Genomic DNA, 21576 nt, shown 5'->3' on the forward strand with positions numbered 1-21576 from the left:
GCGCAGTATCACTGATAAATGCTCAGCCCGGGGAAACTTCACTCGATGCTGAACCTGTTTGAGGTTGTTGCCCCCGAGGAGGTATCGACGCTCCCTGCAAGGTACAGGGACTACGCCTACGCCTCGCTTGCTCGGGCAGCGGGGAGGCTCGGCTCTGATTACAGAGCGCTCTTGGGCAGGGTGAGGAGCCCTTACCTCAGGGCGTACGTTCTCGCGGAGATGCCCCTCTACGACCCCTCCTCGCTTGAGAGCGTAGTCAGGGAGGTGCTCGCGCTGGTCCCCTCCCTGAGGTACGAGGAGAAGGTCTACGCGCTGTCCAGGCTGGCCGAGACGGTCTATGCGCTCGGGGCCGGCGGCCACGAAGAATTCCTTTCGATGGCCGCTAGCTACGCCCCTCCCGTGGGTTACTCCGGGAAGGCCAGGCTCGCGCTGGCCTTTTCGAGGTGCGGCGAAGTGGAGAGGGCCGTGCGCGTCGCCGAGGGCTTCAGGGGCTCGAGGAGGGCTTCGATCTACGTGGAGGTCGCTCTGTCGAGGCCCGAGACGCTCGAGCTTCTAGCTAGAGGGGTCAGGCTCGTCGAGAAGCTGAGGGACAGCAGGAAGAAGATTGTTCTTTTCTCTAGGCTCGCTAGGCACCCCCGCTACGAGGAGGGGGTTGGCACCCCTGTGGAGAGCATCGCTATGAAGGTGCCCCTCGGCGGCTCCCTCGAGGACGTGTACCTCTCGCTCCTCGTCACCAGGAACCTGGCTGAAGCGGGCTACGCCGGCGCCGCTAGGCGAGGCTTCGAGGAGGTGGCCTCCAAGCTTCCCCCGGTGGACGTTCTGCCCCTCGACTTCGCCGAGCTGGTCATCGAGGCCTTCTACCACTACAGGGGCCTTCAGGCCGCGCTGAGGGTAGCCGAGGGCTCCAGCCTAGCGCCACTCTACTACGCCCACCTGATGGACTACGCGTCGATGCTGTTGTTCGAGAACTCGCTAGCGAGGGTGACGGGCAGATGAAAAGTCTTATTTGGTTGGGGTAAGCTCTAATCACAATGTACCTGAAGGTTGTCTTCGGTGAGGGCTTCGAAGCGCCCGTCGTCGTGACGAGCAAGGAGTTCTACGAGAAGGTGAGGGGCCAGCTACCCGTAGCGTCGAAGCTCCTCGTGTGGAAGGAGGAGGTGTACTTCGAGACGAACATCGACTTCACTGGAGAGCTCGTGACGCGCGTCCCCAGCGGGTCGCTGGCGTACTGGCCACCCGGGAAGGCTATCTGCATCTTCTCGTGGGCGAGCCAGCCCTACAGCCCTGTCGTGCAGGTGGGCTGGCTCCTAGGGCCCAAGCACTACATACTCGGGGTCATAGAGGACGCGGAGTACTCCGAGGAGCAGGAGGTCAGGGTGGAGGCGCTCGAGCCGGGCGCGTATTCGGAGCGGGCTAGCAGGGCCTCCGACCTGCTCAACAGGGCCGGCTTCTACGCCGCGCCGAGGGTTTGGGGCGGGTACGAGGGCGTCGCGGGCGCGTTCGCCAGGCACAACTTCAGGGTGGGGTTCGAGGTCTTCGCGGAGAGCTACGGCTACGTGGTGGAGTCGGACCCGGTGTACCTTAGGGACTACTCGACGCTCGACGAGGCCATTCAGTACAGGATGAAGAGGATCGTCAGGAGCAGGGTGGACGTGAACGAGGAGGGCTACGTCATCCTCTCGGAGTTCACCCAGCGCGAAGAGACCCTTCCGGACGTGGTGAGGCAGGTCGTGAACGACTACTTGAAGGTTGTAGACGTCCTGGCGCTGGTGGGGTGAGCGCGATCAGGATCGTGGCCTGGGCCCTGGACTTCACGCCCAACAAGTACATCCGAGACCTACTCGCGTCCCAGCTGGGGGAGGACGTCGTGCTCGTCGGCGTCGGGCCCTTGTCCAAGGCCGACGAGGTGCTTGAAGCGATGAGGGACGTGAAGGCGGAGGAGGTCGTTACGGCGATCGAGGACCCCTGCGAGATGAACAGGCTCCTGGAGGCCGGTGTGCAGCCCCTCGTCGCGGTAACGGAGGAGGTGTGCACCGCGAGAAGCCTCCAGGAGTGCGGTGGCGTAGACGAGGCTAGGGACGTCGTGCTCGAGAGGCCGGACGGCATCACTGTGGTTAGGGTGAAGGAGTTCGCCAGGGTGGTCGACATAATGTTCCAGCTAGTCGAGCCCTCGGAGAGGCACCACCACGAAGAGTAAACCGCTATGGTCGCGAAAGCCGTGCTCGACAGCAGGGGGATCGACCTCTCGCTCACGCTCTACCCCTCCTTCGCCCTATCCCTGCTGAAGCCGGAGGGGGAGGACAGCTACGTTAAGGTAGCGGGGCGGGAGAAGGGCTGCGCGTTCAGACAGGTCGGTGGCGTGATCGAGTCGACTTGCAGCGAGGAGCTGACTAGCTACATCAGCGGGTTGTGGTACAGGGAGGTATTCGAGAGGGCGAAGGTGAAAAGGAGCCTCAGCTACCTGGTCGAGACCCTCCGGCTCGTCTACGCGCCTCTAAGCCTCTCCGTTGACCCCCTCGACCCCCTACACATATTCGTGGCGGTTTTCCTCAGCCAGAACACGAGCTACCACAGCAACGTCCTCTCGTGGACGAGCAACCTTTGGTCCCAGACGAACAACCCGCTTGAAGCCGCCGATATAGCCTCAAGGATTATCCCGAGCTTCCAGGCGAAGAGGCTGCCTAAAGCCCTGGAAAGCCTCCCCGAGGCGTTCAACGGGGACAGGTTCGAGCTGAGGAGGCGGCTCGTCAGCAGCCCCTACGTCGGCCCGAAGACCGCTGACGCGTTCATCCTATATGCCCTCGCGGACCCCACCTCTCCCCCTATTGACAGGCACTTCATGGCGATGAGCTCGAGGCTCGGAATCTTCGCAGGGCTGCGGCCGCCAGCCAAAGAGTACTGCGCTAAGCACAGGTGCGACGAGTGCCCCCTCCGGGACAGGTGCCTGAGGTGGAGGGCCTCCAGGGATCTGGGCGAGCTGGCGGGCTGGGTTCAGACGGTGTTCTACGTTCACAGCAAGACCTACTGCTCGAGGAGGCTCTGCGACCGCTGCCCGCTCAGAGGCGAGTGCACGGAAGCTTACCCGTAGGAAAGGCCGCGCCTGGCCTCATCCGCCCCCTTCACTGGTCTGAGGGCCCCCTTGCGGGGTGTCATGGGTCCCCTTTCGGGGGCCGCCCCAGCTGGGCGGCCTTCTGCCCGCGTCGCCGCGGGCACATCCCCTCCTCGCGCCGCGCGCGGCGCCCGCGGACCGCCCCTGCTCGGGGAGCCGGGGGAACTGGGGCCGGGGCCTGCCGGCGTTAGGGCTGTCTTGTGGCTCTGGAGCCACTGGCTCAGCGCTTCGAGCTGTCTCTCGGCTTTGCACGCCCTCAGGAGGAGCTTCGCGGCGTTGAAGGCTGCTGTCCAGTCCCTGCCGTAGGTTACGTTGCACTTCGGGCATCGGTAGTACCTTCTCTGAACCTCCACCCCCTCTCTCCCGCAGATGGGGCACCGCTTGCCCGAGACGTTATTGTCAGGCTTGAACCACCTCGCCCCCCTCATAAACGGCGAGGTTCTCCAGCCTCCTCGCCGCTCTGAGTAGCGTTCTCTGTAGCTTTGTTCCCCTAAGGGACTCGGCTTGCGGCACGTCCACGACGATGACGACAGTGTAACCCTGATCCCTCAGCTCTCTTATCAACGCTCTCAGCTCCCTGAGCACGCTACGAACCCAGTCGTCGTTGAGCTTTCTGATCTTCCTCGACGCCTGCCTAGCTATACGCTCTGCTCTCTCAGGGGTCAGGTTTATCTTCGCCCTCAGCCTCTCCGCGAGCCTCAAGGCCCCCTCCACCGCGGAGCCTGCTCTCTGTATCTCCTCGACGACTCTCTCTTCCCTGAACCTCTCTACGGCTTTACTCCAGCACTTAACCTCGGAGTAGCTGGTCATAATTGCTGCTAGTAGCTTCAGCAAGTGGTGTTCGGCGGCTTAAACACGCGCTGCGCAACCAGCCTCACATTGCTGTCGAAGGTGAAGGCCATTAAGTACAAACCGTGAGAGCTGTTCACGTCCAATGCTATGACGGCCAATTTGCCCTCGCCGCCCCACCTCACCTGCTTGACAACGCGGTGCGCAATAAGCCTCAGCCTACCTTTAGCCGTTAGCTGCAAGGTCAGCTTAACGTCGCCAAACCTCTGTACGTCCTCCAGCACCGCTTTGACCAGCGAGGGCCTCAGCCTCACCGCGACACCTGCGCTCGGAATGCGTAGCTCATTCCTGGACGCTTCAAGCACCGCTACGGCGTTACCGTTGTCGTGGAGCCTACCGCCGTTGCCGACCACCTTGACCAGCAGCGGCACCGGAGGCGGCGTGAACCTGCTGCGCCTCTTAGACTTCCTCCTAGCCTCCCTGATCATTCCGTACCACTCCACAGCGTACCAGAACAGCCCTTTCGGCAGCCCAGCCGTCTTCGAGGCCTCCCTGATTAACTCGTTGCTGAACTTCTCCGGGTCTTCCCTGAACGCGTCGCCGTGCCTCTCCTCGAGGGCCTTGCAGGCCTGCCTGACTGCGCTCGAAAGCCTGAGGTAGAGTCGCTGCAACCTCAGCCTCTCTTCATTGCTAGTCTTGATCCTCCACACCCTGTAGGCCTCGGCGAGCCCCTCGCCGTTTCCCCAGCTTTCCCAGCCCACGCTCCCACCTCAAGGGAGCCTGGCATGCGCTGCGGTCCCGAGCCCTTTCTGCGCTTCAGCCCACGTTGCACTGTGCTTTGTGGCCTTATATCCCTGCGCCGAAAATGAACACCGAAAGTGAAAACACAACTAAAGGGGCAACCGCTGGCTCAGGGTAGCTGAGCTGGGCGACTACCCGAAGCTGTTAGACTACGGTTTCCTGAGAAGGAGCCCGCACCCCGCCTCCTCGAGGCTGTAGCCGAGCAAGGCGAGGAGGCCGCACGCCCTCTCCGTCAGGTAGACGTAGCGAGCGTCGCCGACCACAGCTTCCCTCACGAAACCGGCTGAGCGGAGCCTATCGAGGGCGCTGGCTGTGTACCTCGAATTCCTCGTGCCGAAGGCCCTGCGGAGCGGCTTAGGCTCGCGGAGGCGCCAGAGCGTCTTCGTGAGGCCGGTCAGCTCGAGCCACCCCGCAACGCCCTCCAGACCTCCCCGTCAACCTCGACCATCACAGCTAAACGCGAGAGGAGGGTTATAAGCATTCACACAGGCTGTGCTCGCCTAGTCTTCCGAGGCGAGCGGTCACGAGCCCGCGCCCGAACACCCACCAGCAACCCCTCACCAAACCCTCGAGGGGGAGGGAAAGCGCGAGTCGAACACGGGAGGAAACCAGGGAAAGACTAAAAAGTACCATTGCTACGGTCTACTTGGATGCACGAGGGACCGAGTGCCACGGGGGAGCACGCCGAGAAGGACAAGCTCATCGAGGCCGTGCTCAGGGTTCTAAGGCTCGACCGCAGGTTCTCGAAGATGGATGAGAAGAATGTCAAGAAGATCCTGAGGAAGCTTGACAAGAGCGACCTCACGTACCTTGCCAATGTTTTCGACTCGCTCTACGAGGCTCTGGAGGAGCGTCCAACTCAAGGGTAGGGGTGCGTAGCGGATACCCTCGTGACGCCCAAGGCTGCCTCCAGGCGCTGGTTTAGCCGACCGAGAGCCCCTCTACCCGTGGTTGCTGTGCCGGTGTTGCGTTAGTTTTATTGATAAAAGGCTCGGTCTAAGTGCGGGTGTAGCCTTTGACGAGCATCAGGAAGGGGGTGTTGCTGGCCGCGGGCCTGGGAACGAGGCTCGTGCCGTACAGCAAGGAGATGCCGAAGGAGATGCTGCCGCTCTTCGAGGGGGCTGACGGCAAGGTGTTCCTCAAGCCTGTGATACAGATGATCTTCGAGCAGCTGTACGACGCCGGGCTCCGGGAGTTCTGCTTCGTCGTCGGCCGGGGTAAAAGGGCGATCGAAGACCACTTCACCCCTGACTGGGGTTTCGTGGACTACCTGGAGGAGAGTGGGAAGGAGGAGTACGCCGCCATGCTGCGCGAGTTCTACAGCAAGGTGGAGTCCTCTTTCATAACCTGGGTCAACCAGCCCAAGCCGAAGGGCACGGGGCACGCGGTGCTGATGGCGAGGACCTTCGTGGGCGATGACTACTTCGTTGCGGCGGCGGCCGACAACGTCTTTCTGGGCGAGAACGTGGTCCTCAGCCTGGTCTCGCTCTTCGAGAAGCTCGGAGCCCCCCTCCTCGCCGTGAAGCACGTCAGCGACCCCAGGAGGTACGGGGTCGTGGTGGGTAGAAGCGTCGGGGAAAAGCTCTACGAGGTCGAGGGGATTGTCGAGAAGCCCTCGAAGCCCGTCTCATACCTCGCCAACACGAGCCTCTACGTCTTCCCCCCGGAGATATTCAAAGCCATTGACGAGACGAAGCCGAGCCCGCGCGGGGAGGTCGAGATCACCGACTCGATACAGATACTGCTGAATAGGGGTGTGAAGTTCTATGCGTACGAGTCGGCCGCCGACTGGGTCGACGTGGGGACGTGGGAGACCTTCTTCAAGGCGATACTGCTCTCGCTGAGGCACAGCGGGGGCTACAACCTCGTCTCGGACTTCCTGAACGCCGTGAGGAACGGGTCAGTGTAAAAAATTTTTAACATGGTTGCGCGCGTGACTCCACGGCAACTTTATGGAGAGGCCTAACCAGAGGACGCTGGCGAAGATCCTCCTGGTCGCGGAGGCATTCTTCGGAGGCTTCTACGTAAGCATAACGAGGGGCCTCTTTGTGCCGATGATGGCCTACAGCGGCTACAGGCTCGACGCACTCTCAGCCGTGCTCGCGCCCACCGGGCTGGGGGGAATACTCCTGGCGCACGAGCTCTACAGGAACCCTAGGAGAGTCACGGGAAGGTTTCGCGCCCTGCTTCTAACAGCCCATGTGGCTGAACGCGTGCTCTGGCTCCTACCTCCTCTCCTCCTCTCAAACCCGTACCTGCTCTCCGCCGACTACCTCGCTGGGAACATCGTTTCTGTTCTCGTGAGCATGTCTCTCGGCATACTGATCTACACACTGTTTCCCACCAGGGAGGTCATAGAGGTCTCAGTCCACAGGTCGGCAGCGGGCGCGGCGGCCAGCATCCTCGGCTCCCTCTACATGACCTTCATCACTGCCGTCCAGCAGGCGCCTACATCATACTTGATCTCCTACCTCACGGCATTCCTAGCAGGTCTCGTCAGCTCCATAACTCTCCTATTGACCCCAAACGTCCCTGCGAGCATCCAGGAAGCCGTCGAGGCCGCGCCACCACACGAGGAGGCGAAGATCAAGGGAAGCGTCGTGTTCATAGTCCTCATCGCGCTGTTCGCCGGGAGCAACCTCGTCGGCATAGCCTGGAGCCCCCTCCTGAAGCAGATGGACGCTCCAGTGTACATCCCGCTGGCTCTGTCGGTTGCAGGCAACCTGGGAGGTCTAGTGGGAGCGTACTTCTGGAAGTCCTACAGGGGGTACCTCGTGGCTATAGCCATCAACGCCTTCCTCACAGCGCTGATCCCCTACATCCCATACCCGCCTGCCCACGTCGCGATCTCCTTCATGACCTCGCTCACGTTCACGGGAGCTAACCTGCTCGGGATGCAGGTGTTCGCAGAGCTGAACGAGAGGCTCGGTAGGGTCCGCGCCTCCGCTTTCCTGGTCTCGGCTAACTACGCAGGCCTACTCGTTGCATCCCTGATCTCCGCATCGAGCATTTTAACTCCATTCAGCGGCCTCATCCTAGCCGCCTTCCTGAAGCTCATCGGCGTGCTGATGGCCATGCTCGCCATTCCCGAGACGGCCGTCATACCTGAGAGGAGGGCTTACGAGTATAGCCGGATGATCTACTCCACGAGCGTCCTCGGCTACACGTTCACCGTTCAGGCTTCGAGGGAGTTCTTTAAAACCTCCCTGGAAGCCCTCGCCTTGGCAGCTCTGATAACACTGCTATACGTTATATACCGGTTGAGCTGGTTGATAGTGGGGCTGTAGCATGCCTCCTGAAGCTGACATCGTGTCGCAAGCCCTCCTGATCCTCCAGGACATTGCCCAGGCAATACCGAAGATCTTCCTAGCCAGCATCATCATCCTCGTCACCTTCCTCGTGGTCAAGCTGGTCAACAGGGCAATAAAGTGGCTTATAGCGGCGGGAAGGCTCGAGGGCCTGCTGAGGGAAGTTGTCCCCGGCGGAGTGAGGCTCTCACTCTACACGATCTCCTCACTGCTTGCCGACGTTGCGGTCGTCGTGGCCTCCTCCTCCATCATCGTGAGGCTGTACGTCCCTGAGGGTACCCAGCTGTACCAGGAGCTCGTAGGCTACCTGGCGAGGGCTGGCAGCGTCGTGATCCTCTCCGTTCTCGCACTGGTCATGGTAGACGCCGTGGTGAAGTCGATCAGGCTTGAAAGGAAGACAGAGAGGTTCTTCGTGATGCTCACGTCCCTTATACTGGTCATCCTGGTTATAGACCTAGCAGCCTTAACCAACGAGGTGAAAATGGCGCTAACCGCGGGCCTCGCGCTCGGCGTGGGCCTCCTCATCGGGGTTTTCTCGCTCTGGGCCTTCTTCGGAGACTACCTAGAAGACATCGTCGCATCGCTTAGGACAAAGAGGGCGAAAACCTCCTCCCGTGAACTGGTGGAGCAGGAGATACCGCCTGAATAGCGTGGTTATTCATGGATCCCGGTTTCACCCTGTTCTTGATCTTCATCTTCCCGCTCTACCTGGTCATGATCTACTACCTTGTAATAGCCGTCAAGGCGTACAGGTCCCCCCGAAGGCTAGCCGCGTCGAGGAGTGAAGGTTGCCGTGGGTGCTCGCTGGAGGTGGTCATCCCCATAAAGAACGAGCCGATCGGTGTCGTCGAAAAAGCTCTCAGAAGAAACATGGAGGCTTTCACCTCGGCCAGCTGCATCAGCAGGGTCGTGGTTCTCTCCGACGACGACGCAGAGTACGTAGGCTGTCTAAAAAGGGAGATAGGCGGCAACGGCCTCGTGGAGGTGGTAAGGAGGGAGAACCCGAAGGGGGGCAGGACAGGGGCTCTCGACAGCTTCTTCTCAGCGTCCCGGTCGAGCTACATTCTGGTTCTCGACGCCGACGCGGTCGTGGACAGCTCGACGCTGGAGGCCCTCTGCCGAGAGATCGGTGGAGAGGACGCCTACGTCATCCCGTGGAGGGGCTACGCGTACGAGAAGACCAGGGTGGCGGAGGCGATGGCCTTCTTCACAAACCTCGGCACAGCGCTGCTTTACAAGCTTAGGTGGAGGGCAGGCTTCTTCATCTTCCCCCTAGGCTCGGGGACGGCCTACCGCCGCTCCACCATTCTCGAGGTGGGCGGGTGGGGGGACAATGTGATCCAGGACGACATATTCATGGGGGTTAAGCTGGCCACCACGGGTCACCGCACGGCTCTGCTGGAGAACGGTGAGGTGAAGGTCCTCGTGCCTTCCCGCCTTCACGCCCTCCGCAAGCAGCAGTCAAGGTGGGCGTACGGCACGAGCGAGGTTCTAGCCGGTAGCATCAGGAGGCTTGCCGCGGCGAAGCTGCCGTGGAGCACAAAGCTAGAAATGGTGGCATACATGATGCACCCGCTGCACACGCTACCGACGTTCACCGCCTTCCTGCTCGCGCCCGCGATTGCCCTTGCACAGCCGGTAGGCGTTTCCCTGAGGGCCCAGCTCCTGCTAGTAGCGTCCCTGGTAGTCCCTTTAGTCCTTCTCAGCACGATATACGGGTACCTCATGTACCGGCTGGTCCCTGAAATCTACGAGGGCGGTTTCAAGCAGTACCTGGTGAACTTGGGGAGGTTCGCCGCGATCCTCACAGTGCTCTCCCCTCACTTGTCCGTAAGCGCCGTTAAAGGACTCCTGAGGACCGGCTACAGATGGGAGGTCACGCCGAAGGGAGAAAAAGAGAAGCAGCTGCCAAGGGAAAAAACCCCCCACCTCATCACCGTCTGGGCGCTCATTGGAGCCATCCTGTCGCTCATTGCAAGGAACTTTTACACCTTCGCCATCTCAGCATCCTACCTAATCGCGGCCGTTTACAGCCTGCTAAGGCTGGAGCTTTGAGAGCAGAGCAACTCGCCTCTCACCACTTGATCACTTCTCGATTTCGCCCCGACCAGCCAGCCGCAAGGCAGGTTTACCGTCTTGAGGCCCAGAAGCTCTGGGCGCCTAGCTACTCCCGCGCCGTGAGCGTGCAGAACACTGGACGGCTAAAACTGCATAGCCTTGATTGGCGCCGACCCCCTGAGTTTCACGCAGGGGTGTTTGTATACAATCTTCTGCCGATGCGCTACCGCTCCGTTGCCCTGAAAGCCCCCTCAGGCTGGTAGAGTGCTAAAGGCCCCCAAACGGCTCGGGTGCTCCCACTTCTTCTGCCCAACCGGCTCCCTCTGATTTTCATTATCCTTCTTCGGCTGGGGTAGCCCCATGGGGCGCCGCGTCGCCTACTTGTGGCCTACCTGCGAGGCGTTCGGGAAGGAGCGTAAGGCCTGCTGAGTGGAAACGGTGAAAGCAAAGGCGAGCTTTATCATTGTAGCGATGCAGGTCTACGGTAGGACGATGTACTGTGGCGGAGGCCACATCGCTAAGTAGACTATGCTCGGCACGCTGAGTGGGAGCCTCGAGCTTGACCCCCCGAGTAGCAGGGTGAGCAACCCCGGCTTAGGGGGCGATAGCTCCACTACTGGTGCATCAGGCGGTAGGCCGGCGAGCTCCTTCGTCTTGTTTAAAGCCTCTTCGAGCGTGGTAACGCCGTCGATGAGCCCGGCTTTTAAAGCCTGCTGGGGGCTGTAAGGCCTGCCGGTGAACACCTCGCTGCTCACGTTCCCCCTGCTCTCGAGCACTATGCTCTTGAAGAGCTCGAAGTACTCGTCTATTATCTCCTGCATCACCCGCAGCTCCTCGGGGCTCATGCTCCTGTAGGGCGAGCCGATGTCCTTCAGCTCACCCGACTTGATCGTGTATACTTTAACCCCGAGCTTGTCCAGGAGGCCTTCAGCGGTCAGAACCGAGGTGTACACGCCAACCGAGCCCACGAGGGCCGAGGGGCTGGCGTATATCCTGGTGGAGGGGCAGGCGGCCATGTACGCCCCGCTGGCCATGGTTCCCCTAGCGTAGGAAACGACGACCTTCTTTCTTGCAAGCTCCTTCACGGCTGTGTAGAGGTCGTACGATGCCGAAACCGTGCCGCCAGGGCTGTCGAAGACCAGGATTACAGCCCTGACCGTGGGGTCGCTCTCGGCCTGCCTGATCAGGCTTATGTAGTCCTCAACCCCCGTCGTAGCCCCTAGGATCGAGGAGGCGGAGTAGTCGAGCGCCCCCGTTATAACTATCTTCGCTACGTGGGGGGTGAGGGTGAGCTGCGGCGCCGTGGAGTAGTACAGTGAAAGCGCTACCCCTGCAACCACGACGGCGATTATCAGGAGCAGCGGGAGCCTCCTCTTGAGCTTACCCGGAACCGTATGCTGAGACATGCTTTTAAAGACGCGATGAAGCTATTTTTTCGTTTCGGGTATGGTGAAGCACTACGACGTGATAGTGTTCGGAACAGGATCCGCGATGAACATTGTCTCAGAGCTGATAAACAGGGGCGCGAACCTGCGCTTCGCGGTCATCGAGAACAACATGGTCGGCGGGATCTGCCTGACGAGGGGGTGCATCCCCTCAAAGCTCCTGCTGGAGGTAGCTAGGAACATCAGGAGGATAAGAGAGGCCGAGAAGTTCGGGATAAAGGTCAGCCTCCAGCACGCCGACTTCACCTACACCATGGAGAGGGTGTGGAGGAGGATATACCGGGAAAGCAAGGAGATAGAGCACTCGCTGAAACGCCACCCGCTCATCGACCTTTACCAGACAGACGGGGTTTTCGTGGGGGACTACACCGTCGACGTCGGCGGGCGGGAGATCGAGGGGGAGAAGATCCTCCTTTCCACAGGCTCTAAGCCAGCCATCCCGAAGGTCCCGGGCATAGATTCGGTAGACTTCTACACGAACGACAACTTCTTCCGCGACCTGAGAGAGCTACCCAAGAGAACGGTCGTGGTGGGCACGGGGTACGTCGGCCTGGAGCTGGGCTTCTTCCTGGCGATGATGGGTAGCCAGGTAACGGTTCTCGGCAGGAGGCCCCGCATCCTCCCCGGCGAAGAGCCCGAGGTGTCGGAGCTCCTCCAAAGGGACCTCTCAAGGTACATGGACATAAGGACAAGCCACGAGGTGGTTGAGTTCAGGAAAAACGGTGAGAGGAAGATAGTCGTGGCAGAGAACAAGGTCACGGGGGACAACGTCGAGTTCGAGGCAGACGCTATCCTCATAGCGTCCGGGCGGGCCTCCTACAGCGACGTCACTCGGCCTGAGAAAACCGGGGTTAAGACGGACGAGAAGGGCTGGATCGTCGTCGACGAGTACCTGAGGACCACGAAGGAGGACATATGGGCGTTCGGCGACGCTACCGGGAAGCTTATGTACAAGCACAAGGCTAACTACGAGAGCGTCATCGTCTATTACAACGCGTTCCTCGGCGAGGAGGTCAAAGCAGACTACCACGCGGTCCCCCACGCGGTGTTCACCGAGCCTGAGGTCGCGAGCGTCGGGATGAGGGAGGAGGAGGCTAGGGAGAAGTACGACATCCTCGTGGGCTACGCCACTTACGACGAGACGGCTAAGGGGGAGGCGATGATGGTGAGCGACTACTTCGTGAAGGTCATCCTCGACAAGGACACCCGCAGGATCCTCGGGGCCCACATCGTCGGCCCGGAGGCTTCGATACTGATCCAGGAGATCGTCAACCTGATGTATACCGATGATCAGACAGCTGAGCCGATCTACAGGGGTATGCACATACACCCCGCCCTCTCCGAGGTCGTCGAACGAGCCTTCTTCCACCTACACGAGCCAGAGGAGTGGCACAGGCACGAGCACTGAAGCCCTTTACGGAAACTTCTCCCGGGAGAGAAGAGCAGATAGGTTAAAAAATCTTTAAACCCTTGCCACGTGAAGGTCGATGAAGGGGAGTAAGCTCTACCTCATGCTCGCCGTGCTCTACTCCCTTTACTTCCTCGTGTACATCCACAGGACGGTAACCGGGATTCTGAAGCCCGAGCTAACGCAGATAGCTGGAGCAAGCGGCTTCGACGTCGCCCTGCTCTCCTCGGCGCTCGCCTCCGCATACTTCTACGCCTACTCCGCCATGCAGTTGCCCGCCGGGGTTTTAGCCGACGCCCTTGGGGTCAGGAGGTACGTTGCGATAAGCGCTGGCGTGATGACAGCGGGCGCTCTTCTCTTCGCCATGGCGAACCCCTACCCCATGCTCGCCGGCCGGCTCCTCATCGGAGCGGGCGCGGCGGCTGTCTACGTGTCGATCCAGAGGATCATCGGGGTGTACGCCCCCAGAGATAAGGGAGGCCTGCTCACGGGCCTCGCCTTAGCCGTCGGGAATCTAGGAGCTCTGTTCGCGACCCTGCCGGCCAGGATGCTCCTCGACTCGCTAGGCTTCCCGGCCTTCTTCGCAGCACTCACCGTGGCGTCCGGTGTTCTCTCATTCGTACCGCTCCGCACGATCGGGGATGAAGGCCTCAGTAGCAGAGGTTTTCTCGAAGGCCTGAAGCAGACTATCTCCCAGCTCAAGGTGGTTGCGGCGTCATACCACTCCATAGCCGTAGCGCTCGCTTACACCGGAACGTACTCCGCGGTCCTGGCCTTCCAGTCCTACTGGGCCTACGAGTACATGCAGAGGGGCTTCGGGCTGTCAAAGGGGGAAGCGGCTCAGGCACTGCTCCTCTTAGCCTTAGCGTTCCTCGCAACGGTGCCGATCGTAGGTTACGTGAGCGACTCCGTCCTCAAGAAGAGGAAGCCAATCCTCATAGCAAGCTGCTTCCTCCACAGCGCCGCGTGGCTCGCGGCTGTGCTACTACCATCAACGGGTTCCGTCCTCCTCCTACAACTATACATGCTAATGCTGGGCGGCATCGCCGCCACGCACATAGTCATCTCGCCGATGGCGAGGGAAGCGTACCCCTCAGAGTTCTCCGGGACAACATTCGCTTTCGTCAACATGGTGGGCTTCCTAACCGTCGCCGTCTACCAGAGTCTAGGCGCCATCTTAAATGACCCCCAGCCTGTACTCATAGTATTCAGCGCAGCCTCTCTAATATCCGGAATACTTTCGATCGGAGCGAAAGAGACCCTCTAAAGAAAATTAAAGTTATTTTTAGCAAGGGGATTTACGGGTTTGCAAGGCGCCGTACAAGGTGCCCACTTAAGGCGAACGTAGCGCGGGGATGCGTTTTCAGATGAGTGTTTAGACGTTAATTTTTTGCATGGGGCTGGCCATGCGCTAATTCACGAGGCCATGATGCTTTCACGTACGATTATCTGAGGTTCGAAGCTACTGCTTCCTGTAGCAAACCGATAGCTATATACGCCCCGAAATCAAGCTTTCCTCATGCTAGTTCCGGCCCCACAGCATATTGGCGTCTACTCTATAGGTCTTGGTCCGACAGAGATACTTCTGCTCGTGATTCTCGCCGTCATACTGTTCGCCCCAAGGAAGCTCCCCGAGCTGGCTAAAGCCCTCAGGGAGTCCGCCGACATAATAAGGAGGGAGGCTGGCGGCGGCGAGGGAGCTGGGTCCGAGACCCCGGCGAAGCCCGGAGGGGATGACATGGATAAGGCTCTGAGGGAGATCGCGGAGAAGCTGCAGGCCGAGGAGAAGAAGGAGAAAAAGAAGAGGCGCCTCTTCTAGCCCAGGCTACCGCACACGGGGCAGTCGCTCCTCCTCTGAACCCTTAAGACATCGAAGGACATCCGCGCCCCGTCCACTAGGACGAGCTTTCCTACGGCAGCCTCGCCGTACCCGGTTAGTAGCTTGAGCACCTCTTGGGCCTCGAGCGAGCCAAGAACCCCCACCGTCGGACCCGCTACGGGGAAAGGCCTCTCCTCCGCGGGCTCTGTCGGGAAGATGCAGCGCAGGCAGGGGCCCTCGCCCGGCTTCACAACTGTGAGCTGGCCGTAAAGCCCCATCACCGCGGCGTGGATGAGCGGCTTCCCGAGCTTCACGCACGCCTCGTTCAGGAGGAACCTGGTTCTCCAGTTGTCTAGGCAGTCTACGACGACGTCCGCTTTCCTAGCGATATCGAGCGCGTCCTCAAGGCTCTCTATCCTCCTCGGGAGCACTTCAACCTGAACGCCGGGGTTCAGCTCCCTGAGCTTCTTGGCGGCGCTCTCAACCTTCAGGCGGCCCACGTCTCGGGTCCAGTGCAGGACCTGCCTGTTGAGGTTGATGAGCTCCACTCTCTCGGGGTCCACGAGTATAAGCCTGCCCACGCCCGCTGCGGCCAGGTACATTGCGACGGGCGAGCCCAGACCGCCAAGACCTACGATAGCCACCGCGGCCCGTTTGAGCCTCTCCTGAGCCTCAATACCCCACACCCTTATCTGTCTGTCATACCTTTCTAGCTCCTTCTCTGAGAGCGTCATACAACAGTATCTAAGGCTTTACAGCAATATTAAATTTCAGGGCGCCACGAAGCTATCGATGAAAGCCGTAGCGGTTGTGGGGTTCAAAGGCACGGGCAAAACGACTGTTGCAGAGCTCCTCGTCAGGGGGCTGAAGGCCAGGGGTTTCCGTGTCGCCGCGCTGAAGCACGCGCACAGCGGGATAACCCTTTACGGCGATGACTCGAGCAGGCTTTTCAGGGCTGGGGCAGACGTCTCGGTCGCGCTGGCGGAGGGCGAGGCGGTGGAGTACAGGCGTGGGAAGCTCAGCCTCTGGCAGTATATCTCGTCGCTGAGGGGCTACGACTTCCTGGTAGTCGAGGGATTCAAGTCGGCTTTCCCCGGCTCGCGGATCGTCGTCGCAAGCAGCGTCGATGAGGCCAGGCAGCTCACGAGCCCGCTGGTCATCGCGTACACAGGCAGAATAGCAAAGCAGGTTGCGCAGGCCGATCTGCCAGCGCCCGTCATCGACGCGGAAACCGAGCCCGATAGGCTCGTAGACCTCACCGTGGAGCGATCCATTGAGCCGCTTCCAGCCCTGAACTGCGGCTTCTGCAAGTACGGTAGTTGCATCGCACTAGCGGAGGCCATCGCCCGGGGAGAGGCGACGCACAGGGAGTGCACCGTGCTGGCCAGCCGCGTGAAACTCCTCGTAGACGGGAAGCCCGTCGAGCTCAACCCCTTCGTCCAGGACGTCTTCAGGAATGTAGTGCTGGGGCTCGTTGCCACGCTTAAAGGAGTCGAGCAGAACCCTAAGAGAATCGGGCTGGAGATCACCCTGTAACCCGTTCGCATAACACCCCCTACCCTCGTAGAGGTGAGGGGCTGGAAAACCGAGAACATGCGAGTGAGAGCAAGTATTAAGTTTTTGCACGTGCTAGTAACGCACGGAGATGGAACCAGTATGGTATCCCGGAGTGCCGACTGGCTTAGGCAGGCTCTAAGGGACCTGGAGCACGCTCAGAGATCTCTGGAGGCGGGGGATTACGAGTGGGCTTGCTTCGCTGCCCAGCAAGCCGCGGAGAAGGCGGTTAAAGCCCTCTACCAGAGCCTAGGTATTGAGGTGTGGGGGCATTCTGTGTCACGCCTCCTAGCGAGCCTACCTCGGGAGGTGAGCCCCCCGGAGGAGCTGGTGGATAAGGCGAAAGAGCTTGACCGTCACTACATACCTGCTCGTTACCCTAACTTCCACCCAGAGGGTGCACCGATGGATTACTACTCTAAATCTGATGCGGAGAGGGCTATCAGGTATGCCCGAGAAATCGTTGAGTTCTGCCGGCGTAAGATTGCTCAGGCTTGACTACGGGTGCGTGCTCGAGGCCTTAAAGAGTTACGCAGAGCGGGTGGTCGCTAAGGGAGCCCTGCTTGTGGTACTGGTGGGGTCCCTAGCGAGGGGCGACTACACGGCTTACTCAGACGCCGACGTGTTGGTGGTGCTGGAATCGTCCGATAAGAAGCCGCACGAGAGGATACCAGACTTCCTTGATCCAACTCTCCCAGTGGACGTTGACCCCTTTGTCTACACTCTCGACGAGATCACGAGGCTCGCCTACGAGGGAAGCCGCATAGTCCAGGAAGCTGTGGAGAGAGGGGTCTTACTGGCAGGCAGCGAGAGCGTCTTCGCGCGGATAAAGGATGCGTTCTGTGCGAGGCGGAACCTATGCACCAACTCGTAGCAGCGCTCATGTTCCACCCTTGATGGATTCCAGACAATTCTCCGAATTACCCAGACGTTTCAGGCTATCTCGATAACTCTCCTCGCATTCCTGAAGTACCTTTCAGCCTCTTCCCTGCTCACTATGTGTAGCTCCACGGGCGCGTCCCACGGGAGCTGGTACAGGTCTATCGCCCTCTCAAGGATGTCGACGAGGAGCCTCTTCTTCGTCTCCATATCTACTCTGTCTAACACTACGAGGATATCAACGTCGCTGTATATGGTCGGGGTGCCCTCGGCAACGCTCCCGATTACAAACACTTTAGCCCCCGGAGCCAGGTCCCCAACAGCCCTAGCCACCTTCTCGGCGTACTCCCTCCACCTCCTCAAGTGGTTAAAGTGGTACCTGACCCAGCTCAACTTCTCTGCATGCTCACTGCTCACCGAGAGCACCCAACTCTGTTCAGTGGATATCAGTGATTAGGAAAATATGTGTGTCGGGTTGCTACCGGTGGCGCTTAGTAGCTGATTCCCAGTTGTGGCAGGGCAAAAGTCAAAAGTAGCCCCGTTAGGAAGTAATGGGGGTCTTAAGAGTGGTTGCAACGACTCTTGTGGGCAGTTTCCCGCTGGAGTACTCTGAAGCCAACATCCGGAGGGCCCTGGAGGACCAGGTTGATCTCGGCGTGACGCTCCCCGTCCTGCCCCAGCTGAGGGACTTCGTCTACATGTTCATCGAGCCTATGGTGAGGGATGGGGTTGTGGTGCAGGAGGGCTTGGGGTTCCGCCTCAAGGGGGATGTCGCTGAGGTCGAGCCCGAGCCCCCGGAGGATCTTCTCATAGCTGCAGACATCGCGCGCGAGCTGGGTGTGAGGTTCCGCGTCCCGGTTACGGGGCCGTTCACGATCGCCTCCAAGGTCTCTCTGCCTAGGGGGAGAGTGGGTGACATATCTTCTTCTCTTCTCACAGACGAGGAGCTGCGCAGCAGGGTCGCGGAGTACTTGAGCGAGGTCGCGTCCAGGCTTCACAGGGAGGTCAGGGGGGAGGTGTACTGCGTGGATGAGCCAGTGCTGTCGGTGGTTGTGGGTGCAAGGAGCTTGATGTACGGCTTGACCCCCGAGGAAGTCGCCTCCACCCTCGACAGTGTCCTAGGCAGGCTTGGGGGAGCGCACAGGGGTGTTCACGTCTGCGGCAAGCTACCCCCGCTCCTCAAGAGCATTCTTTTAAGGCTCCAGAACGCCGACTTCCTCGACCACGAGCACAGCGACTTCCCGGCGAACAGAACTTACTACGCCCGGGAGGAGCTGGTCAGCCACTCCAAGAAGCTCGCCTACGGCGTTGTCTCACCAATCAAGCCGGTCGTCGAGAAAGAGGAGGAGGTACTCGCGCTGGCCCGGGATGCCGCGGAGAGGTACGGTGACGCCCTGCTTTTCCTGAAGCCCGACTGCGGCTTCGGCGGCTTAAAGGGCTTCCTCGGTGGCCGGGAGTACGAGGAGATCGTTTTGAAGAAGATAAAAGTCCTCGTGAGCGTTGCCAGCAAGGTGGAGTAATGGAGCTGATGAGGCTAGGGAAACCCGAGGTCTGCACCATAATCCGCAGGCTCAACAGGTTCGTCGTAGAGGTAGAGGTCGGCGGGGAGGCCAGGCTGGCGCGTATAACCAACACGGGCCGCCTCCTCGAGTACCTTGTACGGGGCAGAAACGGGTACTGCCTCCCGAACAGGGGGAAGACAAGCCACCGCCTGATAGCCGTGGAGGACGTGGAGGGGGCGGCCTTGATCGACACAGACTTGCAGATGAGGAGCTTCGAGGAGGCTTTGGGGAAAGGCGCTCTCCGCTGGGCTCCCTGCATCATCGCTTCGAGGAACCCCAGCGTGGGGGCATCGAGGCTCGACTACCTTCTGAGGTGCGGGGAGGAGCTCAAGTACGTGGAGCTCAAGAGCGCAGTTTTAAGGGAGAATGGGTACGCGATGTACCCCGACTGCCCCACCGCGAGGGGGCGGAGGCACGTCGCCGAGCTCATCAAGATAGCCGAGGCGGGTGGCAGAGCGATGATAGTCTTCGTCGCAGCCCTCCCCCGGGTGCGGGCCTTCAAGCCCTACGTCCAGGGGGATCCGGAGCTGGCTGTGCTCCTGAGAAAGGCTGCTGAGCGCGGCGTCGAGGTCAGGGCTTTCTCCGTTCACTACGACCCAGCCGAGTCCGCCGTGCTGCTGGATAGGGAGGAGCTTGAGGTAGCCCTCTAGGCTTCGCCCGAGATCACCCTCCTTATGAGCGCGACGTACTCCCTCTTCGCCTCCTCCATGTACTCCCGGCTCAGGACGCCGTGCGGGGTTGGTGTCTCGAAGATCCTCTTTGGGAACTCTACTTCCTCGGGCTTGAAGCCTTCCCTGATCTTGAGCCTGTACTTCTCACCGTATATCCTCTTGCCGAGCTTGAGGAGGTCGTCTGCTGTGAGCTCGAAGCCTAGGGGTCTGAGCGCCTCCGCTGCATTCTCGGGCTTGTAGATCTCGCGGGCGAAGAAGCACACGACGAGGCTCGACAGCACCTGGCGCCATGACTCCTCCTCGTAGAGCCTCTCGACGACCTCGCGAGGGGTTGGGGTCTTACCGATCGTCTTCTGATCCAGGGAGTAGCCTGCGCTGTCGAGGTGGCTGTGCCTGGCGCCGAAGGCGAACGTGAGGTGCGCGGCGGGGCCGGTGTGGTACCCGGGCATCTCGTTACCCGAGAAGCTCAAGGCGAACTCCCTCCCCCCGAAGCGCTCCGCGGCGTACTTCACGCCCCTGGCCATAGCCCTGTAGAGCTCGGTTGGCTGCTCAACTATCCTCTTAACGGCCTCGATATAGGCGTCGTACCTGCCCCAGTCGAGCTCGACGCCGTCGAGGTCCTCTTTGGAGATTATGCCCCTCTTGTAGGCCTCAGTGGCCCAGGCCAGCACGACTCCAGTGGTCATGGCGTCCAGCCCATAGGCCTCGACTACGTCGATGAGCTTCAGCATGCCCTCGGGCTCCCGCGCCCCCAGCATTGAGCCGAGAGCGTAGATCGGCTCGTAGTCGTAGCCCACGAAGGTCGTCTTGTAGAAGTAGGGCTCCTCCTCGTAGGGCTCCCTCAGGACCGCGAGGTGGATGCAGGCGACAGGGCAGTGGGCGCAAGAGACCCTTCTACCGAGGTACCTCTCGGCGAGGTACTCGCCAGAAATCTTCTCAGCGGTCTCGAGGAACGCTTGCTGCAGGTTAAGCGAGGGCAGGGCACTCAGCTCGTTCAGCTGTAGAACGTTCACAGGCGTGCCGATCTCGTGGTACTTCTTCATGAGGGGGCTCTCGACGATCAGCTTGAACAGCTTGTCGTAGACCTCCCTGTACGCCTTCCTGTCAGCCACAGGGATAGAGGACTTGCCCGTAACGACCAGCGCTTTAAGCCTCTTGCTGCCGAAGACAGCGCCGAGGCCGAGTCTGCCGAAGTGCCTGTAGGTTTCCGTGATCACGCTGGCGTAGCTGACCATCCTCTCCCCCGCCTTGCCGATCCTCATTATCGTCCTCAGCCCTGAACCGGGCTCGACCTCGCGTATGATCCTTCCGACAGTGTGGCTGCTCGTCATCCCCCAGAGGGCGCGCGCGTCCCTAAAGAGCACCCTGTCCCCCTGCACGGAGACCCAAACGGGCAGGTCGCTTGCACCCTTGACCACTATCGCCCCGTATCCCGCTAAGCGTATAGCGACGGCGCTCCTCCCCCCGGCGTGGCTCTCGCCCAGGTTGCCGGTGTGAGGGCTCTTGAACAGCGCCACGGTTTTCGAGGCAGTTGGGTAGAGCCCGTTGAGCGGGCCAACGGCGAAGACTATCACATTCTCCGGCCCCAGTGGGTCGGCGTTTCTGGGGAGCTCCTCCTCGAGGAGCTTCACCGCTACACCGACGCCGCCCAGGAACTCCTCGAAGAGCTCCGACCTGTCTTCAACCCAGTACTTCTTGTTCGTCAAGTCGATGTACAGGACCCTACCCAGCGAGCCCAGCGTAGCCATCCTACTTCACCTCGAGAGTGCGAGCACACCGTAGGGGCAGTAGCTTGTGCAGTAGCCGCAGTGGACGCATATTATAGGCTTGTTGCTCTCGTAGTCCCACATGACAGCCCCGATGGGGCAGGCCCTCGCGCAGTTCCCGCAACCGATGCACCTCGCAGGGTTGAGGATAACGCCCCCTCCCTTACGCTTAACCAGAGCACCTGTCGGGCACGCGGCGGCGCAGGAAGGCTCCTCGCAACCCCGGCAGACGACGACCTTAAAGCCTCTCTCCACGCCGCCTATGCTCGCGACGTGTATAGCGGACTTCGCCAAACCCCCTTCGCTGAAGCGCCTGGAGCAGGCGAACATGCACGACATGCACCCAACGCACTTGTCAACATCCTGGACGACAAGCCTTGCCACGCTAAATCGAATGTTTTTCCAAA

At 60.5% G+C, this 21576-nt stretch carries 26 protein-coding genes; 17 read left to right on the plus strand and 9 right to left on the minus strand.

The features are described 5' to 3' along the window. Positions 1-45: 45 nt before the first annotated feature. The 4 genes from ACNO7C_RS05680 to ACNO7C_RS05695 are packed head-to-tail and all read left to right on the plus strand — an operon-like array spanning position 46 to position 3088. Positions 46-996: a hypothetical protein gene (locus ACNO7C_RS05680; RefSeq protein WP_460024151.1), complete on the plus strand. Its 951-nt coding sequence runs from the start codon at positions 46-48 to the stop codon at positions 994-996. 35 nt (positions 997-1031) lie between these two features. Further along, the gene (locus tag ACNO7C_RS05685) at positions 1032-1778 is read left to right on the plus strand and encodes a cyclophilin-like family protein (protein WP_460024152.1); all 747 of its coding nucleotides are present in this window, start codon (positions 1032-1034) and stop codon (positions 1776-1778) included. Then, positions 1775-2197, plus strand: a complete 423-nt coding sequence (locus ACNO7C_RS05690) for a hypothetical protein (RefSeq protein ID WP_318537725.1) — start codon at positions 1775-1777, stop codon at positions 2195-2197. The genes ACNO7C_RS05685 and ACNO7C_RS05690 overlap by 4 nt, the downstream gene beginning before the upstream one ends. Before the next feature lie 6 nt (positions 2198-2203). Continuing rightward, positions 2204-3088, plus strand: a complete 885-nt coding sequence (locus ACNO7C_RS05695) for a DNA lyase (protein ID WP_460024153.1) — start codon at positions 2204-2206, stop codon at positions 3086-3088. Here ACNO7C_RS05695 and ACNO7C_RS05700 read toward each other — a convergent pair. The 4 genes from ACNO7C_RS05700 to ACNO7C_RS05715 form a co-directional block, all read right to left on the minus strand. Then, positions 3079-3537 carry a zinc ribbon domain-containing protein gene (locus tag ACNO7C_RS05700; RefSeq protein WP_460024154.1) on the minus strand — a complete coding sequence of 153 codons (459 nt, stop codon included), beginning with the start codon at positions 3535-3537 and terminating at the stop codon, positions 3079-3081. The genes ACNO7C_RS05695 and ACNO7C_RS05700 overlap by 10 nt on opposite strands. After that, positions 3509-3943 carry a hypothetical protein gene (locus ACNO7C_RS05705; RefSeq protein WP_460024155.1) on the minus strand — a complete coding sequence of 145 codons (435 nt, stop codon included), beginning with the start codon at positions 3941-3943 and terminating at the stop codon, positions 3509-3511. Before ACNO7C_RS05705 ends, ACNO7C_RS05700 begins: the two co-directional genes overlap by 29 nt. Next, positions 3937-4659 carry a hypothetical protein gene (locus ACNO7C_RS05710; RefSeq protein ID WP_460024156.1) on the minus strand — a complete coding sequence of 241 codons (723 nt, stop codon included), beginning with the start codon at positions 4657-4659 and terminating at the stop codon, positions 3937-3939. The genes ACNO7C_RS05705 and ACNO7C_RS05710 overlap by 7 nt, the downstream gene beginning before the upstream one ends. A gap of 189 nt (positions 4660-4848) precedes the next feature. After that, a complete protein-coding gene (locus tag ACNO7C_RS05715; protein WP_460024157.1) occupies positions 4849-4974 on the minus strand; it encodes a hypothetical protein in 126 nt (41 codons plus the stop codon). A 375-nt stretch (positions 4975-5349) separates the two neighbouring features. Here ACNO7C_RS05715 and ACNO7C_RS05720 point away from each other — a divergent pair, with 375 nt between their 5' ends. The 5 genes from ACNO7C_RS05720 (at position 5350) to ACNO7C_RS05740 (ending at position 10062) form a co-directional block, all read left to right on the plus strand. Further along, on the plus strand, positions 5350-5568 hold the full coding sequence (locus tag ACNO7C_RS05720) for a hypothetical protein (RefSeq protein WP_460024158.1): 219 nt from the start codon (positions 5350-5352) through the stop codon (positions 5566-5568). A 146-nt stretch (positions 5569-5714) separates the two neighbouring features. Then, positions 5715-6608 (plus strand): UTP--glucose-1-phosphate uridylyltransferase, encoded by an 894-nt coding sequence (locus ACNO7C_RS05725; protein ID WP_460024159.1) that lies wholly within the window; start codon positions 5715-5717, stop codon positions 6606-6608. Between the two features lie 43 nt (positions 6609-6651). After that, the gene (locus ACNO7C_RS05730; RefSeq protein WP_460024160.1) at positions 6652-7986 is read left to right on the plus strand and encodes a hypothetical protein; all 1335 of its coding nucleotides are present in this window, start codon (positions 6652-6654) and stop codon (positions 7984-7986) included. Position 7987: 1 nt separating this feature from the next. Beyond that, a complete protein-coding gene (locus ACNO7C_RS05735; protein ID WP_460024161.1) occupies positions 7988-8656 on the plus strand; it encodes a hypothetical protein in 669 nt (222 codons plus the stop codon). A gap of 11 nt (positions 8657-8667) precedes the next feature. Next, the gene (locus ACNO7C_RS05740) at positions 8668-10062 is read left to right on the plus strand and encodes a glycosyltransferase family 2 protein (RefSeq protein WP_460024162.1); all 1395 of its coding nucleotides are present in this window, start codon (positions 8668-8670) and stop codon (positions 10060-10062) included. A 482-nt stretch (positions 10063-10544) separates the two neighbouring features. Here ACNO7C_RS05740 and sppA read toward each other — a convergent pair whose 3' ends face one another. Beyond that, positions 10545-11471, minus strand: coding sequence for a signal peptide peptidase SppA (gene sppA / locus ACNO7C_RS05745; protein ID WP_460024163.1), 927 nt, complete (start codon positions 11469-11471; stop codon positions 10545-10547). A gap of 40 nt (positions 11472-11511) precedes the next feature. Between sppA and ACNO7C_RS05750 the strand changes: the two genes are divergently transcribed. The 3 genes from ACNO7C_RS05750 to ACNO7C_RS05760 all read left to right on the plus strand — a co-directional run bounded on the left by ACNO7C_RS05750 (position 11512) and on the right by ACNO7C_RS05760 (position 14737). Further along, positions 11512-12918 carry a dihydrolipoyl dehydrogenase gene (locus ACNO7C_RS05750; RefSeq protein ID WP_318537715.1) on the plus strand — a complete coding sequence of 469 codons (1407 nt, stop codon included), beginning with the start codon at positions 11512-11514 and terminating at the stop codon, positions 12916-12918. A 79-nt stretch (positions 12919-12997) separates the two neighbouring features. After that, the gene (locus ACNO7C_RS05755; RefSeq protein WP_460024164.1) at positions 12998-14185 is read left to right on the plus strand and encodes an MFS transporter; all 1188 of its coding nucleotides are present in this window, start codon (positions 12998-13000) and stop codon (positions 14183-14185) included. A gap of 252 nt (positions 14186-14437) precedes the next feature. Then, on the plus strand, positions 14438-14737 hold the full coding sequence (locus tag ACNO7C_RS05760) for a twin-arginine translocase TatA/TatE family subunit (protein WP_460024165.1): 300 nt from the start codon (positions 14438-14440) through the stop codon (positions 14735-14737). On the opposite strand, the gene ACNO7C_RS05765 is transcribed toward ACNO7C_RS05760, so the two are convergent. Next, positions 14734-15471, minus strand: a complete 738-nt coding sequence (locus tag ACNO7C_RS05765; RefSeq protein WP_460024166.1) for a HesA/MoeB/ThiF family protein — start codon at positions 15469-15471, stop codon at positions 14734-14736. The two genes, ACNO7C_RS05760 and ACNO7C_RS05765, sit on opposite strands and share 4 nt — an antisense overlap. A gap of 58 nt (positions 15472-15529) precedes the next feature. Here ACNO7C_RS05765 and mobB point away from each other — a divergent pair, with 58 nt between their 5' ends. From mobB to ACNO7C_RS05780, 3 genes are all read left to right on the plus strand, one after another. Beyond that, positions 15530-16273: a molybdopterin-guanine dinucleotide biosynthesis protein B gene (gene mobB / locus ACNO7C_RS05770; RefSeq protein ID WP_460024167.1), complete on the plus strand. Its 744-nt coding sequence runs from the start codon at positions 15530-15532 to the stop codon at positions 16271-16273. Between the two features lie 120 nt (positions 16274-16393). Then, complete coding sequence (locus tag ACNO7C_RS05775; RefSeq protein WP_460024168.1) at positions 16394-16789, plus strand: HEPN domain-containing protein; 396 nt, start codon at positions 16394-16396, stop codon at positions 16787-16789. Beyond that, on the plus strand, positions 16740-17165 hold the full coding sequence (locus tag ACNO7C_RS05780; protein WP_460024169.1) for a nucleotidyltransferase domain-containing protein: 426 nt from the start codon (positions 16740-16742) through the stop codon (positions 17163-17165). Before ACNO7C_RS05775 ends, ACNO7C_RS05780 begins: the two co-directional genes overlap by 50 nt. A gap of 59 nt (positions 17166-17224) precedes the next feature. Here ACNO7C_RS05780 and ACNO7C_RS05785 read toward each other — a convergent pair whose 3' ends face one another. Then, positions 17225-17587: a nucleotidyltransferase domain-containing protein gene (locus ACNO7C_RS05785; RefSeq protein WP_460024170.1), complete on the minus strand. Its 363-nt coding sequence runs from the start codon at positions 17585-17587 to the stop codon at positions 17225-17227. Between the two features lie 149 nt (positions 17588-17736). Here ACNO7C_RS05785 and ACNO7C_RS05790 point away from each other — a divergent pair, with 149 nt between their 5' ends. Together ACNO7C_RS05790 and sfsA are read left to right on the plus strand one after the other, a co-directional pair. Beyond that, positions 17737-18690 (plus strand): uroporphyrinogen decarboxylase/cobalamine-independent methonine synthase family protein, encoded by a 954-nt coding sequence (locus tag ACNO7C_RS05790; protein ID WP_460024171.1) that lies wholly within the window; start codon positions 17737-17739, stop codon positions 18688-18690. Further along, positions 18690-19382 carry a DNA/RNA nuclease SfsA gene (gene sfsA, locus ACNO7C_RS05795; protein WP_460024172.1) on the plus strand — a complete coding sequence of 231 codons (693 nt, stop codon included), beginning with the start codon at positions 18690-18692 and terminating at the stop codon, positions 19380-19382. Before ACNO7C_RS05790 ends, sfsA begins: the two co-directional genes overlap by 1 nt. On the opposite strand, the gene ACNO7C_RS05800 is transcribed toward sfsA, so the two are convergent. Next, entirely contained in the window at positions 19379-21151 is a 1773-nt protein-coding gene (locus tag ACNO7C_RS05800) for an aldehyde ferredoxin oxidoreductase family protein (RefSeq protein ID WP_460024173.1), read from the minus strand. The genes sfsA and ACNO7C_RS05800 overlap by 4 nt on opposite strands. 6 nt (positions 21152-21157) lie before the next feature. Then, positions 21158-21553 (minus strand): 4Fe-4S dicluster domain-containing protein, encoded by a 396-nt coding sequence (locus ACNO7C_RS05805; protein ID WP_460024174.1) that lies wholly within the window; start codon positions 21551-21553, stop codon positions 21158-21160. Positions 21554-21576: the final 23 nt, after the last annotated feature.

It is taken from the genome of Infirmifilum tikiterense (assembly GCF_054696565.1).